We start from the raw sequence: 15,154 nt of genomic DNA, 5'->3' as shown, positions 1-15,154 counted from the left end.
GTGGGGTTGTCCCCACTTCGCCCTTCCTGGGTGGCCGGCAGCGTAGACAGAGCGCCCCGTTGTCTCAGAACCTGTCTCACGGACCGGACGGACGGTGGGGCGGAGACGGTGGGGCGGAGACGGTCCGGGGAGGGCTGGGTGCCAGCGGACCGGGCGCCAGTGGACCGGGCGTCAGTGGTCCGTGTGTCAGTGGACCGGGCCTCCGTCGAACGGGCTGCGCAGGTCGGGGGCGGTGGGGGCGCCGGTGGCTTCCGGGCCGGCGGCTGGCTGGGGCGCCGCCACCGGCATCGTGGGCACGGTTCGAGACGGCGGCTGCGACGAAGACGGGGAAGGAGGCCGGGTGGGGGCGGCCTGCGCCTGGGGGTACGGCGGGGGCTGGTGCGGTGCGGGCGCTGGAGGCGTGGCCTGGGGCGGGTAGTACTGGGGAGCGGGCTGGGGCTGGTGCGGGGGCTGGGGAACGGCCTGGGGCTGAGCCTGCGCTTGCGACTGCGGAACGGCCTGGGGCTGAGCCTGTGCCTGCGGCTGCGGACCGGCCTGAGGTTGTGCCTGTGCCTGGGGGCCGGCCTGGGGCTGAGGTTGAGTTTGCGGGCCGGGGTGCCCCTGTGCCCGCTGGGGTTCCTGGGGTGGCGCGGGGACCGTCGCCTGCCCGGGGACGTACACCGGCGGCTGTCCCGGCCGGTGGACCGTCGTCTGCCGTTGCTGCTGCCGCCGGCCCGGTTCCCGTGAGACCGCGCGGTCCATCACCTCGGCCGCGATGCGCGCCGCCGCCTCCCTCGTCCGTTCGCCGAGCAGCTCCGTACGGATGGCGCCGCCGGCCGCCAGATGCCGGTCGTAGGGCAGCGGCAGCACCGCCGCACCACCGGCACCCAGGTGTTCGGCGGCCCTGCGGACGTCGACGCCGCTGTCGGGTGAGGTGTGGGTGAGCACGACGACCGTGGTGGGCAGCAGGCCGGAGTGCAGCCCGCCGACCCAGTCCAGGACGGAGCGGGTGGCGGCCACGCCTTCCGGGGTCGCCGGGGTCGCCACCACTCGCGCCTGGGTGGTCACCAGCGCGGTGCGCGCCACTTCGGCGGGCAGCGTCTCGCAGTCCACGACGGTGGCCGCGAAGTGGCGCCGCAGCGAGGTCATCACCACGCGGTAGGTGTCGAGATCCAGCCGGGTGCCGATGGCGCCCTGGCTACCGGGCAGCAGCCAGCCGCCGCCCGCGAACGGGAGGAGATAGCCGGTCAGATCCGTGATCAACATCGATGGCTCGACGATCTGTGCCAGGTCGCTGCCCGACCACCGCACCTCGCGGGCGCCGAGCCGGTGCGGCAGCGTGCCGAGCGCCGGATCGGCCTCGACGGCGAGCACCGGGTCGGAGCGGTAGTGCGCGTAGGTGAGCGCGAGCAGGGCGGCGAGGGTGGACTTCCCCGCGCCGCCCCGGATGCTGGACACGGCGATCTGCCGGCCCGTGGTCACGGGCTGCTGGATGGCGTGCGCGGCCTGGGTGACCGCGGCCGTTTCGGCGGCCGGGGACGAGGCGAAGACCTTGCGCAGCGCGCGGCCCGCGCGCCGGGCCACGGGGTCGCCGCGACGCGGCCGGGGCTGACCCTCGGCCAGTTCCGGCGGCAGCAGGGGCACCGAGAGCGGCGTCCGCGCCGGCAGCCCGGCCCGGCCGTAGCGGCCGGGAGCCGGCGCGGGGGCGGGCACTCCGTGGGCGGGTACTCCGGGGGCGGGTACTCCTTGGGCGGGCGCTCCGGGGGCCGGTACTCCTTGGGCGGGTGCTCCGGGGCCGGGCGCTCCTTGGGTCGACGGCGCGGAAGCCGGCGGGGTGGGTGACGCGGGGCCGGGCGACGTAGCGGCGGGGCCGGAAGGCCGGGCCGGTGCGGAGGTCTGCGTGGGGGCGGGCCGGGCCTCAGCGGCGGGCATCGCCGGAGCGGCGGGAGGCGTCAGCGCAGCCGAAGGCAACGGCTCAGCGGGAGGCGTCATCCCAGCCGAAGGCATCGGCTCAGCGTGCGACGGCGCCCCAGCCGAAGGCATCGGCTCAGCGTGCGGCGTCGCCCCAGCGGCCGGCATCGGCTTACTCAGCGACACCGGACCGCCCCCAGGCATGCCCCCAGGCATCCCCGGCGCCCCCGGAGCCGTCCCCTGCCCCGCCGGACCGCCGCCCGACTCGCGCATCGCCCCCGGCTCGCGCATCGCTCCCGCCTCGCCCGTCATACCCCACTCGCCGCCCTCGCCCGTATTTCCCGCCGCACTCAACTCCCCTGCCGTAGAGGCCCCCGGAGTCGGATTCACCGCCTGCACCGCGTCCACGCCCCCTCCCCCTTCCGCTCCCGTTCCCGCTTGCGCCGGATCGCGCTCCGCCGATGACATGTCCGCTCCACCGCCTCTCCGGGTCAGGATGCGCCGAACAGCAGGCCGTAGAGCCCGAAGGCCCCGAGGGTGACCGGGATCAGCGCCACTACAGCCACCGACTCGGCACGGTCCAGCCACCGCCGCAGCCGGGCGAGCGAGGGCGCCGGGATCCGCACCGCGAGCAGCGCGACCGGCAGCACCGCCAGCAGGCCCAGCACGACCAGCGCGGGCGCCGCCGCCCCGCCGTCGGTGGCCCAGAGCAGCACCAGCCGTACGCCGACCGCCAGGCCGGCCGCCAGCAGCGCGGCGACCTCCACCGCCAGCGGATAGGCCCGTGCCCGTGAGCACAGCACGCCGCACAGCAGCGCCGCGGCGAGCACGGTCCAGAGGCCGGGTGTCTGTACCGCGAGCACCCCGGCCGCTCCGGCCGAGGCCGCCGCGACCGTGGTGGCCGGGGACAGCTCCCGGTGGGTGGCGCCCAGCGCGCCCGCCACCTGGTGCCGGCTGACCGGCGTACCGCCGGAGTGCAGATCGTCGAGCCGGGTCAGGCCGGCGCCCCGCAGTGCGAGACGCGGCAGCTGGCCCAGGACGAGGACGGAGACGAAGCCGAGCACAACTCCCGTACGTGCGGGGGTGGTCAGCGCCAGGCCCAGCTCCCAGGCGCCCACCGCGAGCACGAGCGCCCCGGCACCGGTCAGGCCGCCCCGCCCCAGCTCCGTACAGAGCCCGAGGAGCGCGAGCACGGCCGCCACGGTGAGTCCGACGGCGGCGAGCCTCGCAGCACCGCCCGGGGCCGCCTGCCAGGCCGCGGCCACGCCGAACACCCCGCCGAGCAGCAACAGGGCGGCTCCCGGGGCCTGCTGCCCGTGCCGCGCGGCGAGCGCGCCGACGGCGGCACCCGCGGCGATGACGAGGACGGCGGCGACACCCAGCCAGAGGGCCGCGTCCCCGTTGGCGTACCAACTGCCCGCGCAGGCCCCGGTGATCGCCGCGAGCAGCACACTCGCCGTCACCGCCGCCCAGACCCGGCTCCGTTCGCCCCATCCCCAGCCGCGGACGTCGAGGGGGGCGGCCACCGCGTCGGCGAGGTCCCGTGTGGCGGGCTCCGGCCGGCCTGCGACGTCATCCGGCTTCAGCAACTGGCCGTCGTAGCCCCGCGCCATGGCCCCTCGCCCCTCCCGTTGTGCATCGCCACACCTTACGGTCCCGTCGGCGCGCCGTGTCCACCACGCCGATAACGGGACAGGCACTGTGCCCCGCCCCGGCGCAACCGCCTTGACCTGCGGCGGGATGCTCCAAGCGAAGAGCGGAATGGGGCAAACCCCACCCCGGTCCCCCCAACTACCCCATGGCACCCCGGGCGGCCACCGGGCAGGCTGGGGCGCATGACGGAGAGTTCCCGCCCCAGCGCTGCCGAGGACGCCCTTGACGGCGCCACACCACCGCCGCCCAGAGCGCCGCTCAGCGGCGCGACGTGGCGGGAGATCGCCTATCTGCTGGCCAACTTCCCTTTGGGATGCGTGGCGTTCGCGGTGCTGATGGTGTGGGTGGTGGCGGGGATCGGGCTGTCCCTCATCGTGATCACGCTGCCGCTGCTGGCCACGGGGCTCCAGGCGTGCCGGCAATACGGGAGGCTGGAGCGGGGCCGGGCGCGGGTGTTGCTGGGGGTGCGGGTCGAGGAGCCGAGCCGGCTGCGGGCGCGGCACCCGGGGTTCCTGCCGTGGTTGTGGGCGAGTCTGAAGGATCCGGTCGCCTGGCGGCATGCGCTGTTCACGTTCATCCGGCTGCCGTGGTCCCTCCTCACGTTCCTGGTCGTCTTCGTCCTGCTCTTCCTGGGGTGGCCGGCGCTGCCCTGGGTGGCACGCTGGCTGACCAACGTGGACCGGGCGATGGTGCGCGGGCTCCTCTCGCCGTCCGACGAGCTGGAGCGGCGGATCGCCGAGCTGGAGACGGACCGGGTGACGGTCAGCGACACCGCGGCCGCCGATCTGCGGCGCATCGAACGGGATCTGCACGACGGCGCACAGGCCCGGCTGGTGGCGCTCGCCATGGGGCTCGGACTGGCGAAGGAGAAGCTGCTGGAGGGCCGGGCCGACGAGAGCGTGGCGGCGATGGTGGACGAGGCGCACGGCGAGGTGAAGCTGGCGCTCCAGGAGCTACGGGATCTGGCCCGGGGCATCCATCCGGCGATCCTCACCGACCGGGGGCTGGGGCCCGCGCTGACCTCGCTGGCCGGGCGCTGCACGGTGCCGGTCACGACGACCGTGGACCTGGCCGAGCGGCCCGCGCCCGCCATCGAGGGCATCGTCTACTTCACCGTCTCCGAGCTGCTGCAGAACATCTCCAAGCACAGTGCGGCGCGGCAGGCGTCCGTCGAGGTGTGGCGCGTCCAGGAGGGCGGGCCCGCAGGGGCCCCGGACAGGGATGGCCGTGGGCGGCGGGCGGGCGGACGGCTGCTGATCCAGGTGTCGGACAACGGGAAGGGCGGGGCGCGGCTGGACGGCGGCAGCGGGATGGCCGGGCTCGCCGAGCGGCTGGGGTCGGTGGACGGGCTGTTCGTGCTGGATTCGCCGGTGGGCGGACCCACGCGGGTGACGGCGGAACTGCCGTGGCGGGAGCGGACGGGGGACGGGGCCGGGGACGGGGGTGCCGGGGCCGGGGCCGCGCGTCGGCGCGGCGGGGCGAGGGCCTGAGGGCGCAACGGCCCCTCGGGGTAGGGCGGTTGCGGGTCCGCGCGGCGGTTCGGCACGGCGGTTCGGCACGGCCGCCGTGGTCGGCCGCTTGCGGTCGACCGCAGGTCCGGGGGTGGGGATAACCCCCGGCGAAGACTGCGAGAACCCTCATGGTGCGGGGGGCGCCGGTCGCGGACGCTGGTCATGGCGGAAAAGCCGCACCGAGCGGCGAAGCAGACAGCGGCGCCGACAGGGCATGGCCGCGCCCGGCAGAACGGACGACGAGACGATGGATACCGCATACGCACCGCGACTTCGCGGCTCCCGGGTGCCCGTGGGGCTGCGCGCCCCGTTCTCCGGGCGCACCTGGCGGGAGTTCCTCTACCTCTTCCTCAGCCTTCCGATGTCCGTCCTGATGTTCACGTACGCAATAACGCTGCTCGCGCTGGGCGCCGGTCTGCTGGTGACGTTCCTGGGCATCCCGGTGCTGGCGGGCGGGCTGGCCGGCAGCCGTGCGCTGGGCGGTCTGGAGCGGGCGCGGGCCCGTGCCCTGCTGGGGCTGGAGGTCGCCGATCCGGAGCCGCCCCGGGCCTCCAAGCCGGGCCTGATGGGGTGGGTCGGGGCCGTGCTGAAGAGCGGTGCGTCCTGGCGGCACGTCGTCTACTCCCTGCTGCACATGCCGTGGGCGATCTTTTCCCTCGTCTTCTCGCTGACGTTCTGGTCCGTCGGCTGGGTGCTGCTGACCTATCCGCTGTGGCGGTGGACGTTTCCCGCGTATCTCGACCAGCCCAGCGCCCTGATGTGGGATGACGGCTCCGGCCACGGCGTCTATCTCGACGCCCCGGCGGAGATCGGGTTGACCTGCGGGTTCGGGCTGCTGCTGGTCCTGGCCGGGCCGTGGGTGATCCACGGGCTGACGCAGGTCGACCGGGTCATGGTCCACGGCCTGCTGGGGCCCTCCCTGCTCGCCACCCGGGTGTCGCAGCTGGAGTCGGACCGTGGGGTGGTGGTGGACACCGCGGCGGCCGACCTGCGGCGCATCGAGCGCGATCTGCACGACGGTGCCCAGGCGCGACTGGTGGCCCTCGCCATGGACCTGGGTCTGGCCAAGGAGAAGCTGGCGGCGGACCCGGAGGCGGCGGCCAAGATGGTGGACGAGGCGCACGGCGAGGTGAAGACCGCACTCCAGGAGCTGCGTGACCTGGCCCGCGGCATCCATCCGGCGATCCTCACCGACCGGGGCCTCGGCCCGGCGCTGTCGGCACTGTCCGCGCGGTGCACGGTTCCGGTGACGGTGACCGTGGATCTGGACCGCCGGCCCGCCGCGGCGATCGAGGGCATCGCCTACTTCACCGCCTCCGAGCTGCTCCAGAACATCTCCAAGCACGCCCGGGCCACCAGCGCCACGCTCGACGTCTGGTGCACCGCCGACCGGCTCATGGTGCTGGTCGCGGACAACGGGCAGGGCGGTGCGCACACGGAGAGCGGCACCGGCCTGGCCGGCCTCGCCGAACGCCTCGCTGCCGTCGACGGCCTGCTGATAGTGGACTCCCCGACCGGCGGCCCGACCTGCATCACCGCCGAGCTGCCGTGGCGCGGATGACCACCGGACGACACTGAGCACGCCGCCGGGTCGGCACCGCCGGGGCCCAGCCCCACCCCCGCACCCGGCGCCCCTCGGACCCCTGTCTGCACCCCGGAACCCCCTCACCCGGCTCGCTTCCGTCCGGATGCTGGGATGCTGGGCTCCGGCAGGGGCGGGACGGGGTGACGCATGGGGGGATCTGAGCCGTGGAGGACAAGGTGCGGGTGGTCATCGCCGAGGATTCGGTGCTGCTCCGGGAGGGCCTGACCAGGCTGCTCACCGACCGGGGACACGAGGTCGTGGCCGGTGTGGGGGACGGCGAGGCGCTGATCAAGGTGATCGGGGAGCTGGCGGACGAGGGGGCGCTGCCGGATGTGGTGGTGGCGGACGTACGGATGCCGCCGACGCACACCGACGAAGGGGTGCGGGCCGCGATCCGGCTGCGCCGGGACCACCCGGGCCTCGGCGTGCTGGTCCTCTCGCAGTACGTCGAGGAGCAGTACGCCACGGAGCTGCTGGCCGGTTCGAGCCGGGGTATCGGCTATCTGCTCAAGGACCGGGTGGCCGAGGTGCGGGAGTTCGTCGACGCGGTGGTCCGGGTGGCCGGGGGCGGGACCGCACTGGACCCGGAGGTGGTCGCCCAGCTGCTGGGCCGCAGCCGTAAGCAGGATGTGCTGGACCGTTTGACCCCCCGGGAGCGGGAGGTGCTGGGGCTGATGGCCGAGGGCCGGACGAACTCCGCGGTCGCCCGGCAGCTGGTGGTCAGCGACGGTGCGGTCGAGAAACACGTCAGCAATATCTTTTCGAAACTGGGCCTGGCGCAGAGTGACGGGGATCACCGCAGAGTGCTTGCGGTGCTCACCTATCTCAACTCCTGAGGACCTGACACTCTGCCAGATGGGCTGTTCGAGGTGTTTTCCGCGCAGGACCAGGGCTTTGGACGTAGAACCAATGGAGGAGTCCGGAGCGTCATGAAGAACGGGGTCACGGGGGCGGTGATTTCATGACAAACCGCACCAGAGCGCTATCTCACATTGACGTCCATTATGCGATCGACCCAAGGAAGGTCACCCTTACCCACGTACGATGGTTATGGGACAACCGGTCGGTATGACAGGTCCCGAGCCCTGCCTCCGGCGGGGACGCCGCACCCCTCGAGGGAGGTCCGAAGCAGTGACCAGCCAGGTCAGTAGCCCAGCCGAGCAGACCGACGCAGCGCTTGTCGGGGAACAACGCGCGTCCGGCAACGGGGGCGATGGCAAAGAAGTCCGACGTCTGGACCGGGTGATCATCCGGTTCGCCGGTGACTCCGGTGACGGCATGCAGCTCACCGGCGACCGGTTCACCTCCGAGACGGCGTCATTCGGCAACGACCTGTCGACGCTGCCCAACTTCCCCGCCGAGATCCGGGCCCCTGCCGGGACCCTGCCGGGCGTCTCCAGCTTCCAGCTGCACTTCGCCGACCACGACATCCTCACGCCCGGTGACGCACCGAATGTGCTGGTCGCGATGAACCCCGCCGCGCTGAAGGCGAACCTCGCCGATGTCCCGCGGGGCGCGGACATCATCGTCAACACCGATGAGTTCACCAAGCGCCCGATGGCGAAGGTCGGCTACGCCACCAGCCCGCTGGAGGACGGCTCGCTGGAGGCCTACAACGTCCACCCGGTGCCGCTGACCACGCTGACGATCGAGGCGCTCAAGGAGTTCGGGCTCTCCCGCAAGGAGGCCGAGCGCAGCAAGAACATGTTCGCGCTGGGCCTGCTGTCGTGGATGTACCACCGGCCGACCGAGGGCACCGAGAAGTTCCTTCGGGCGAAGTTCGCCAAGAAGCCGGACATCGCGGAGGCGAACGTCACCGCGTTCCGGGCGGGCTGGAACTTCGGCGAGACGACGGAGGACTTCGCCGTCTCCTACGAGGTCGCACCGGCCACGAAGGACTTCCCCACCGGCACCTACCGCAATATCTCCGGGAATCTCGCGCTGTCCTACGGGCTGATCGCGGCGGGCCGGCAGGCGGATCTGCCGCTGTATCTGGGCTCGTACCCCATCACCCCGGCCTCCGACATCCTGCACGAGCTGTCCAAGCACAAGAACTTCGGTGTGCGGACGTTCCAGGCGGAGGACGAGATCGCCGGTATCGGCGCGGCGCTGGGCGCGGCCTTCGGCGGCGCGCTGGCGGTGACCACCACCTCCGGCCCCGGTGTGGCGCTGAAGTCGGAGACCATCGGTCTGGCGGTGTCCCTGGAGCTGCCGCTGCTGATCGTGGACATCCAGCGCGGCGGGCCCTCGACGGGACTGCCGACGAAGACCGAGCAGGCCGACCTGCTCCAGGCGATGTACGGCCGCAACGGCGAGGCGCCGGTGCCGATCGTGGCGCCGAAGACGCCCGCCGACTGCTTCGACGCGGCGCTGGACGCGGCCCGTATCGCGCTCACCTACCGCACCCCCGTCTTCCTGCTCTCCGACGGCTATCTGGCCAACGGCTCCGAGCCGTGGCGGATCCCCGACATCGAGGAACTCCCCGATCTGCGGGTCCAGTTCGCCTCCGGCACCAACCACCAGCTGGCGGACGGCACCGAGGTGTTCTGGCCGTACAAGCGCGATGAGCAGACGCTGGCCCGCCCCTGGGCCGTGCCGGGCACGCCGGGTCTTGAGCACCGCATCGGCGGCATCGAGAAGCAGGACGGCACCGGCAACATCTCCTACGACCCCGCCAACCACGACTTCATGGTGCGCACCCGCCAGGCGAAGGTGGACGGCGTCGAGGTGCCCGACCTCGAGGTCGACGACCCGGCCGACGAGAGCGGCCAGGGCGCCCGGACCCTCGCCCTGGGCTGGGGTTCGACGTACGGACCGATCACCGCGGCGGTCCGGCGCGTCCGGCGCGGGGGAGACCGCATCGCGCAGGCCCATCTGCGCCATCTCAACCCCTTCCCGCGGAATCTCGGCGAGGTCCTGGCGCGTTACGACAAGGTGATCGTGCCGGAGATGAACCTCGGACAGCTCGCCACTCTGCTGCGCGCCAAGTACCTCGTCGACGCGCACTCGCACACCCAGGTCAGCGGAATGCCGTTCAAGGCCGAGCAGCTCGCGGAGGTCTTTAAGGAGGCCATCAATGACTGAGGCGATCTCGGAGAGGCCCTCGCAGATCGAGGCGCTCTCCCTGGTGCCCAAGGCCGACGCCAAGCAGTCCATGAAGGACTTCAAGTCCGATCAGGAAGTGCGCTGGTGCCCCGGCTGCGGTGACTACGCCGTCCTCGCCGCCGTGCAGGGCTTCATGCCCGAACTCGGCCTGGCGAAGGAGAACATCGTCTTCGTCTCCGGCATCGGCTGCTCCTCCCGCTTCCCGTACTACATGAACACCTACGGGATGCACTCCATCCACGGCCGCGCCCCGGCCATCGCCACCGGCCTGGCCTCCTCGCGGCGCGATCTGTCCGTCTGGGTCGTCACGGGCGACGGCGATGCGCTGTCCATCGGCGGCAACCACCTCATCCACGCCCTGCGGCGCAACGTCAACCTCAAGATCCTGCTGTTCAACAACCGGATCTACGGTCTGACCAAGGGCCAGTACAGCCCCACCTCCGAGGTCGGCAAGATCACCAAGTCGACGCCGATGGGCTCGCTGGACGCGCCGTTCAACCCGGTCTCGCTGGCGCTCGGCGCCGAGGCGTCCTTCGTGGCCCGCACCGTCGACTCCGACCGCAAGCACCTCACCTCGGTACTGCGCGAGGCCGCCGCCCACCCCGGCACGGCCCTGGTGGAGATCTACCAGAACTGCAACATCTTCAACGACGGCGCCTTCGAGGTCCTCAAGGACAAGGAGCAGGCCGAGGAGGCGGTGATCCGGCTGGAGCACGGGCAGCCGATCCGCTTCGGCGCGCTGGCCCCCGACGGCTTCGGCTCCAAGGGCGTGGTCCGCGACCCGGCCACCGGCGACCTCAAGGTCATCGACGTCCGGGAGGAGGGCACGGGCGGGGTGCTGGTCCACGACGCCCACAACCCCTCGCCCACGACGGCCTTCGCGCTCTCCCGGCTCGCCGACGCCGACACCCTCCACCACACCCCCATCGGTGTGCTGCGCAGCGTCGACCGGCCGGTCTACGACACCCTGATGTCCGACCAGCTGGACGCCGCCATCGAGCAGAAGGGCAAGGGCGACCTCGCCGCCCTGCTGACCGGCAACGACACCTGGACGGTCGTCGGCTGACCGACCGGTGCCGACACGGGTGCCTCCGGGAGCGTCTTACGGCGCTCTTGGAGGCACCCGTTCGTTTTGGAGGCACCCGTTCGTTGTGGGCCGTGCTCGCGGCAGGCCGCCCCTTCGCTGCGCCGTGCCGGTGCCGCGCCGCCGGGCGATGCTGAAGAGGATCCCGTAGCAGCTCTCCGTATCCGTACATCCGTCATAGACGATCGTTTAGCGCAGGCGTACGGTCGGGTCCTCAGCCAGCGACGCCCACAGGGGGTACTCATGAGCTTCGTCGTCACCGGCGCCACCGGGGCACTCGGCCGGCTCGTCATCGAGGAACTGCTCCGGCGCACCACACCGGGCGAGATCACCGCCCTCGCCCGCGACCGGGCGAAGGCCGCCGGCCTCGCGGCCCGCGGGGTGGAGATCAAGACCGCGGACTACAGCCGCCCCGACACCCTCCAGGGCGCCTTCGCGGCCGGTGACCGGGTGCTGTTCATCTCCGGGAACGAGGCGGGACAGCGCCTCACCCAGCACCGCACCGTCATCGACGCCGCGCGGGAGGCGGGCGTCGGGCTGCTGGCGTACACCAGCGTGCTCGGCGGGCCGACGGCCACGTTCTCCATCGCCGAGGAGCACCTCGCCACCGAGCAGGCGCTGCTCGCGTCCGGGGTGCCGTACTGCCTGCTGCGCAACGGCTGGTACCACGAGAACTACACGGGCGCGCTCGCCACCACCCTCAGCACCGGCGCCGTCGTGGGCAGCGCGGACGGGGGCCGGGTGGCCACCGCCGCGCGCCGGGACTACGCCGAGGCGGCCGCCGTCGTGCTCACCGGCAGCGGCCACGAGAACACGGTCTACGAGCTGAGCGGCGACACCGCCTGGACGATGGCCGAGTACGCGGCCGAGGTCTCGCGGCAGACCGGCCGGCGCATCGCGTACCGCGATCTGCCGCCGGAGCAGTATGCGGCGCTGCTGGTGGAGGCGGGCGTACCGGCGCTGGGTGCCCGGCTGGTCGCCGACGCGGACGCCGGGATCGCCCGTGGCGAGCTGTCCGCGACGCCAGGCGAGCTGTCCCGGCTCATCGGCCGGCCGACCACCCCGATCGCCGAGGCGATCGCGGAGGCACTGAAGGGACTGGAGGGTCCGCACGGGCTGCCCACCTGAAGGGGGCCCACCGGAGCGCCGCCCCTGTGGACCGTCATGACCGTATGGCAAGACGGGCATGACAGGCGGTCCGGGCGGCGCTACGTTCACCAGGGCGTCACGGCACCACCAGGAGGGTCCCCTTGCAGCCTCGAAGCGATCAGCGCACCGGACTCGCCTACGGCATCGCCGCCTACACCATGTGGGGCCTGCTGCCGCTCTACTGGCGGCTGCTGGACGACGCCGCGCCGTCCGAGATCCTGGCCCACCGCATGGTGTGGTCGCTGCCCGTCGCGGTCGTCCTCCTGGCCGTGCTCCGCCGCTGGTCGTGGATCGGCCCGCTGCTGCGGCAGCCCCGGCCGCTCGGGCTGATCCTGCTCTGCACCCTGGTGATCTCGGCGAACTGGTTCCTCTACATCTGGGCGGTCAACTCCGGGCACGTCCTGGAGGCATCGCTCGGCTACTTCATCAATCCGCTGGTCAGCATCGCCTTCGGCGTCCTGGTGCTGCGCGAACGGCTGCGTCCGCTCCAGTGGGCAGCGGTGGGGACCGGCGCGCTGGCCGTCCTGGTGATGACCGTCGCCTACGGCCGGATGCCCTGGATCGCGCTCGCGCTGGCCTTCTCGTTCGCGACGTACGGCCTGGTCAAGAAGGGCATCAAGCTCGACGGGATCGAGGGCTTCAGCGCCGAGACGGCCCTCCAGCTGCTGCCCGCGCTGGGCTTTCTGGTCTTCCTCGGCCTGCGTGGCGAGGCCAGTTTCACCACCGGGGTGGGCCAGGCACTGCTGCTGTCGGCCTGCGGGGTCGCGACGGCGGTGCCGCTGATCTGCTTCGGCGCCTCGGCCGTGCGGCTGCCGCTGACGATGATCGGGATGCTCCAGTATCTGGCGCCGAGCTTCCAGTTCCTGCTGGGGCTCACGGTCTTCCACGAGACGATGCCGCCGGAGCGCTGGGCCGGGTTCGCGCTGGTGTGGCTGGCGCTGGCGGTGCTGACCTGGGACGCACTGCGGACCGCGGGGCGGGCGCGGGCGGCGCTGGCCGAGGCCGCGGCCCAGGCGGCCTCGGCGGCACCTCCCCCGGAAGCGGCCGCGGACGCGACCCCGGCCGCCGCGGCGGCGCCGCACACCACGGAACAGCCGGGGACGCCGCGGCCGCCCGGCCTCACGCAGTGATGTCCCGGGTGGTGAAGCGCGCCCAGGCCGCCGAGCCGAACACCACGGCATACAGCGCCTGGAGGCCGAGGTTCTTCTCCAGCTGGTCCCAGTAGACGGGGTCGCGGAGCAGGTCCGCGAAGGACAGCCAGTAGTGCGGGAAGAGGTAGGGCTGGAGGGCGTGCAGCTGCGGGAGCGAGTCCAGTATCTGCACGGTGATCAGCAGGCCGACCGTGGTCGCCATGGCCGCGATACCGCTGGTGGTGAGCGTCGAGACGAACAGGCCGATGGCGGCCACCCCGGCCAGGGACACCGCCACCGCGACCGCTATGGCCAGTGCCCGCAGCAGCCCCTCGCCGAAGGACACCGAGGTGCCCGAGAGCAGGGTGACCTCGCCCAGGGGGAAGAGCAGCGCGCCGGTCGCCAAGGCGGAGAGCGCCACGATCAGGGTGCTCACCAGGCAGAACGTCAGGGTCGTGGCGTATTTGACCAGCAGCAGACGGGTACGGCCCGCGGGGGCGACCAGGAGGTAGCGCAGCGTCCCGCCGTGCGCCTCGCCGGCGAGGGAGTCGCCCGCGATCACGCCGACGGACATCGGCAGGAAGAACGGCAGGGTCACCGCGAGCGAGGCGAAGACCAGGAAGAGGCCGTGGTGGGTGACCTGGGAAAGGAAGGCCGGGCCGCCCCCGCCGCCACCTCCACCACCATCCGGCCCGCCGTCGCCGGTCTCGATCCGCACGGCGACACCGACCAGGACCGGTACGCCCGCGAGCACCGCCAGCAGCGCGAGGGTGCGCCAGCGCCGGAAGGTCATGGCGATCTCGCTGCGCAGCAGCCCCAGCGACCACAGCGGCCGTGGCGCCCGCGCCACCGCCTCAGCCCGCGACATCGAAGCCCTCCCCGGTCAGCGCCACGAAGACATCCTCCAGGGAGGGGCGCGCCGTGCCGAAGCCGCGGACCCGCACACCGGCGTGCACCAGCGCGGCATTGAGCTCCGCGACCTCCCGTGGTGCCCCGTCCTTCGCCCCGCCCAGGGGGGCGTCCGGGGGCGGGAGTTCGCCCGTCACCCGGTCACCGGTGACCTCCACACCGGTCACCCCGCACTCCGTCAGCACCCGGGCTGCCTCCGCGGTGTCGGGCGTGGTGACCGTGAGTCCGGCGGGGCCGTGCGGGCCGAGGACCGTGGCGGAGAGGTCGGCGACCGTGCCCTGGGTGAGCAGCCGGCCGCGGGCCATCACCGCGGCATGGGTGCAGACCTGCTCGATCTCGTCGAGGAGGTGCGAGGAGAGAAAGACGGTCGTACCGTCCGCGGCCAGTTCGCGGACCAGGGCCCGGATCTCCCGCATGCCCTGGGGGTCCAGACCGTTGGTGGGCTCGTCGAGCACCAGCAGCTCACGGGGCTGGAGCAGGGCCGCGGCCAGACCGAGGCGCTGCTTCATACCGAGTGAGTAGGCGCGCGCCTTCTTGCCGGCCGCCGCGGCCAGACCCACCCGCTCCAGCGCCCGGCCGACCCTTGCCTCGCGGGTCCGGGGATCGGCGGCCGGGTCGGCGGCGTCGAACCGGCGGAGGTTGTCCCGCCCGCTGAGGAAGCCGTAGAGCGCCGGGCCCTCGATGAGCGCACCGACCCGGGGCAGCACCCGGCGGCCCGCGGCGGGCATCGGCTGCCCGAGCACCCGGGCGCGGCCGGCGGTCGGCTCGATCAGGCCCATCAGCATGCGGATGGTCGTGGTCTTGCCGCAGCCGTTGGGGCCGAGGAAGCCGAAGACGCTGCCGCGCGGTACGGCCAGATCGAGGCCGTCGACGGCGAGCCGCCCGCCGCCGTACGCCTTGGTCAGCCCCTGGGTCTCGATCGCCCACTCCCCGGCGGGTGCGGGCATGGCCCCGGGCCCGTCGACGGGCCGGCGCATCCGGTCGGGCCCCGGAGCGGGCGGTGCCGGCATCGGTTCCCCCTGTCGTACGGAAGGCCCACGGGCGGTGGGGGGGGGGGGGGGGGGGGGGGGGGGGGGGGGGGGGGGGGGGGGGGGGGGGGGGGGGGGGGGGGGGGGGGGGGGGGGGGGGGGGGGGGGGG

Annotated in this window: 11 protein-coding genes; 7 read left to right on the top strand and 4 right to left on the bottom strand. The window is 73.1% G+C overall.

What is annotated here, in order from left to right; all coding sequences use genetic code 11:
• Window positions 1–186: 186 nt before the first annotated feature.
• Both ACZ4XD_RS28755 and ACZ4XD_RS28750 read right to left on the bottom strand, forming a co-directional pair.
• On the bottom strand, window positions 187–1,692 hold the full coding sequence (locus ACZ4XD_RS28755) for a MinD/ParA family ATP-binding protein (RefSeq protein ID WP_468046808.1): 1,506 nt from the start codon (window positions 1,690–1,692) through the stop codon (window positions 187–189).
• A gap of 689 nt (window positions 1,693–2,381) precedes the next feature.
• Window positions 2,382–3,503, bottom strand: coding sequence for a ubiquitin family protein (locus tag ACZ4XD_RS28750; RefSeq protein ID WP_468046806.1), 1,122 nt, complete (start codon window positions 3,501–3,503; stop codon window positions 2,382–2,384).
• Window positions 3,504–3,725: 222 nt separating this feature from the next.
• On the opposite strand from ACZ4XD_RS28750, the gene ACZ4XD_RS28745 reads away from it, so the two are divergent.
• The 7 genes from ACZ4XD_RS28745 (at window position 3,726) to rarD (ending at window position 13,107) form a co-directional block, all read left to right on the top strand.
• On the top strand, window positions 3,726–5,033 hold the full coding sequence (locus tag ACZ4XD_RS28745) for a sensor histidine kinase (RefSeq protein ID WP_468046804.1): 1,308 nt from the start codon (window positions 3,726–3,728) through the stop codon (window positions 5,031–5,033).
• A gap of 268 nt (window positions 5,034–5,301) precedes the next feature.
• Complete coding sequence (locus ACZ4XD_RS28740; RefSeq protein ID WP_468046802.1) at window positions 5,302–6,615, top strand: sensor histidine kinase; 1,314 nt, start codon at window positions 5,302–5,304, stop codon at window positions 6,613–6,615.
• Between the two features lie 200 nt (window positions 6,616–6,815).
• Window positions 6,816–7,475, top strand: coding sequence for a LuxR C-terminal-related transcriptional regulator (locus ACZ4XD_RS28735; RefSeq protein ID WP_468046879.1), 660 nt, complete (start codon window positions 6,816–6,818; stop codon window positions 7,473–7,475).
• Window positions 7,476–7,770: 295 nt separating this feature from the next.
• Window positions 7,771–9,723, top strand: a complete 1,953-nt coding sequence (locus tag ACZ4XD_RS28730) for a 2-oxoacid:acceptor oxidoreductase subunit alpha (RefSeq protein WP_468046800.1) — start codon at window positions 7,771–7,773, stop codon at window positions 9,721–9,723.
• Window positions 9,716–10,810 (top strand): 2-oxoacid:ferredoxin oxidoreductase subunit beta, encoded by a 1,095-nt coding sequence (locus tag ACZ4XD_RS28725; RefSeq protein WP_450732093.1) that lies wholly within the window; start codon window positions 9,716–9,718, stop codon window positions 10,808–10,810. Before ACZ4XD_RS28730 ends, ACZ4XD_RS28725 begins: the two co-directional genes overlap by 8 nt.
• 261 nt (window positions 10,811–11,071) lie before the next feature.
• Window positions 11,072–11,956 (top strand): SDR family oxidoreductase, encoded by an 885-nt coding sequence (locus ACZ4XD_RS28720; RefSeq protein ID WP_468046798.1) that lies wholly within the window; start codon window positions 11,072–11,074, stop codon window positions 11,954–11,956.
• Window positions 11,957–12,078: 122 nt separating this feature from the next.
• Window positions 12,079–13,107, top strand: a complete 1,029-nt coding sequence (rarD, locus tag ACZ4XD_RS28715; protein ID WP_468046796.1) for an EamA family transporter RarD — start codon at window positions 12,079–12,081, stop codon at window positions 13,105–13,107.
• Here the strand turns inward: rarD and ACZ4XD_RS28710 are convergent.
• Both ACZ4XD_RS28710 and ACZ4XD_RS28705 read right to left on the bottom strand, forming a co-directional pair.
• Complete coding sequence (locus ACZ4XD_RS28710) at window positions 13,097–13,975, bottom strand: ABC transporter permease (RefSeq protein WP_468046794.1); 879 nt, start codon at window positions 13,973–13,975, stop codon at window positions 13,097–13,099. The two genes, rarD and ACZ4XD_RS28710, sit on opposite strands and share 11 nt — an antisense overlap.
• Entirely contained in the window at window positions 13,962–15,026 is a 1,065-nt protein-coding gene (locus tag ACZ4XD_RS28705; RefSeq protein ID WP_468046792.1) for an ABC transporter ATP-binding protein, read from the bottom strand. The genes ACZ4XD_RS28710 and ACZ4XD_RS28705 overlap by 14 nt, the downstream gene beginning before the upstream one ends.
• Window positions 15,027–15,154: the final 128 nt, after the last annotated feature.

It is taken from the genome of Streptomyces sp. NPDC029466, from assembly GCF_055574515.1.
Note: the sequence above shows the minus strand (reverse complement) of the source record. Positions and strands in the feature narration are given on the sequence as shown.

Bases quoted from the DNA above. Each gene is read 5' to 3' on its own strand.
- ACZ4XD_RS28725 (WP_450732093.1), top strand. From the start codon at position 9,716: ATGACTGAGGCGATCTCGGAGAGGCCCTCGCAGATCGAGGCGCTCTCC.
- ACZ4XD_RS28740 (WP_468046802.1), top strand. From the start codon at position 5,302: ATGGATACCGCATACGCACCGCGACTTCGCGGCTCCCGGGTGCCCGTG.
- ACZ4XD_RS28705 (WP_468046792.1), bottom strand. From the start codon at position 15,026: ATGCCGGCACCGCCCGCTCCGGGGCCCGACCGGATGCGCCGGCCCGTC.
- ACZ4XD_RS28750 (WP_468046806.1), bottom strand. From the start codon at position 3,503: ATGGCGCGGGGCTACGACGGCCAGTTGCTGAAGCCGGATGACGTCGCA.
- ACZ4XD_RS28710 (WP_468046794.1), bottom strand. From the start codon at position 13,975: ATGTCGCGGGCTGAGGCGGTGGCGCGGGCGCCACGGCCGCTGTGGTCG.
- ACZ4XD_RS28720 (WP_468046798.1), top strand. From the start codon at position 11,072: ATGAGCTTCGTCGTCACCGGCGCCACCGGGGCACTCGGCCGGCTCGTC.
- ACZ4XD_RS28745 (WP_468046804.1), top strand. From the start codon at position 3,726: ATGACGGAGAGTTCCCGCCCCAGCGCTGCCGAGGACGCCCTTGACGGC.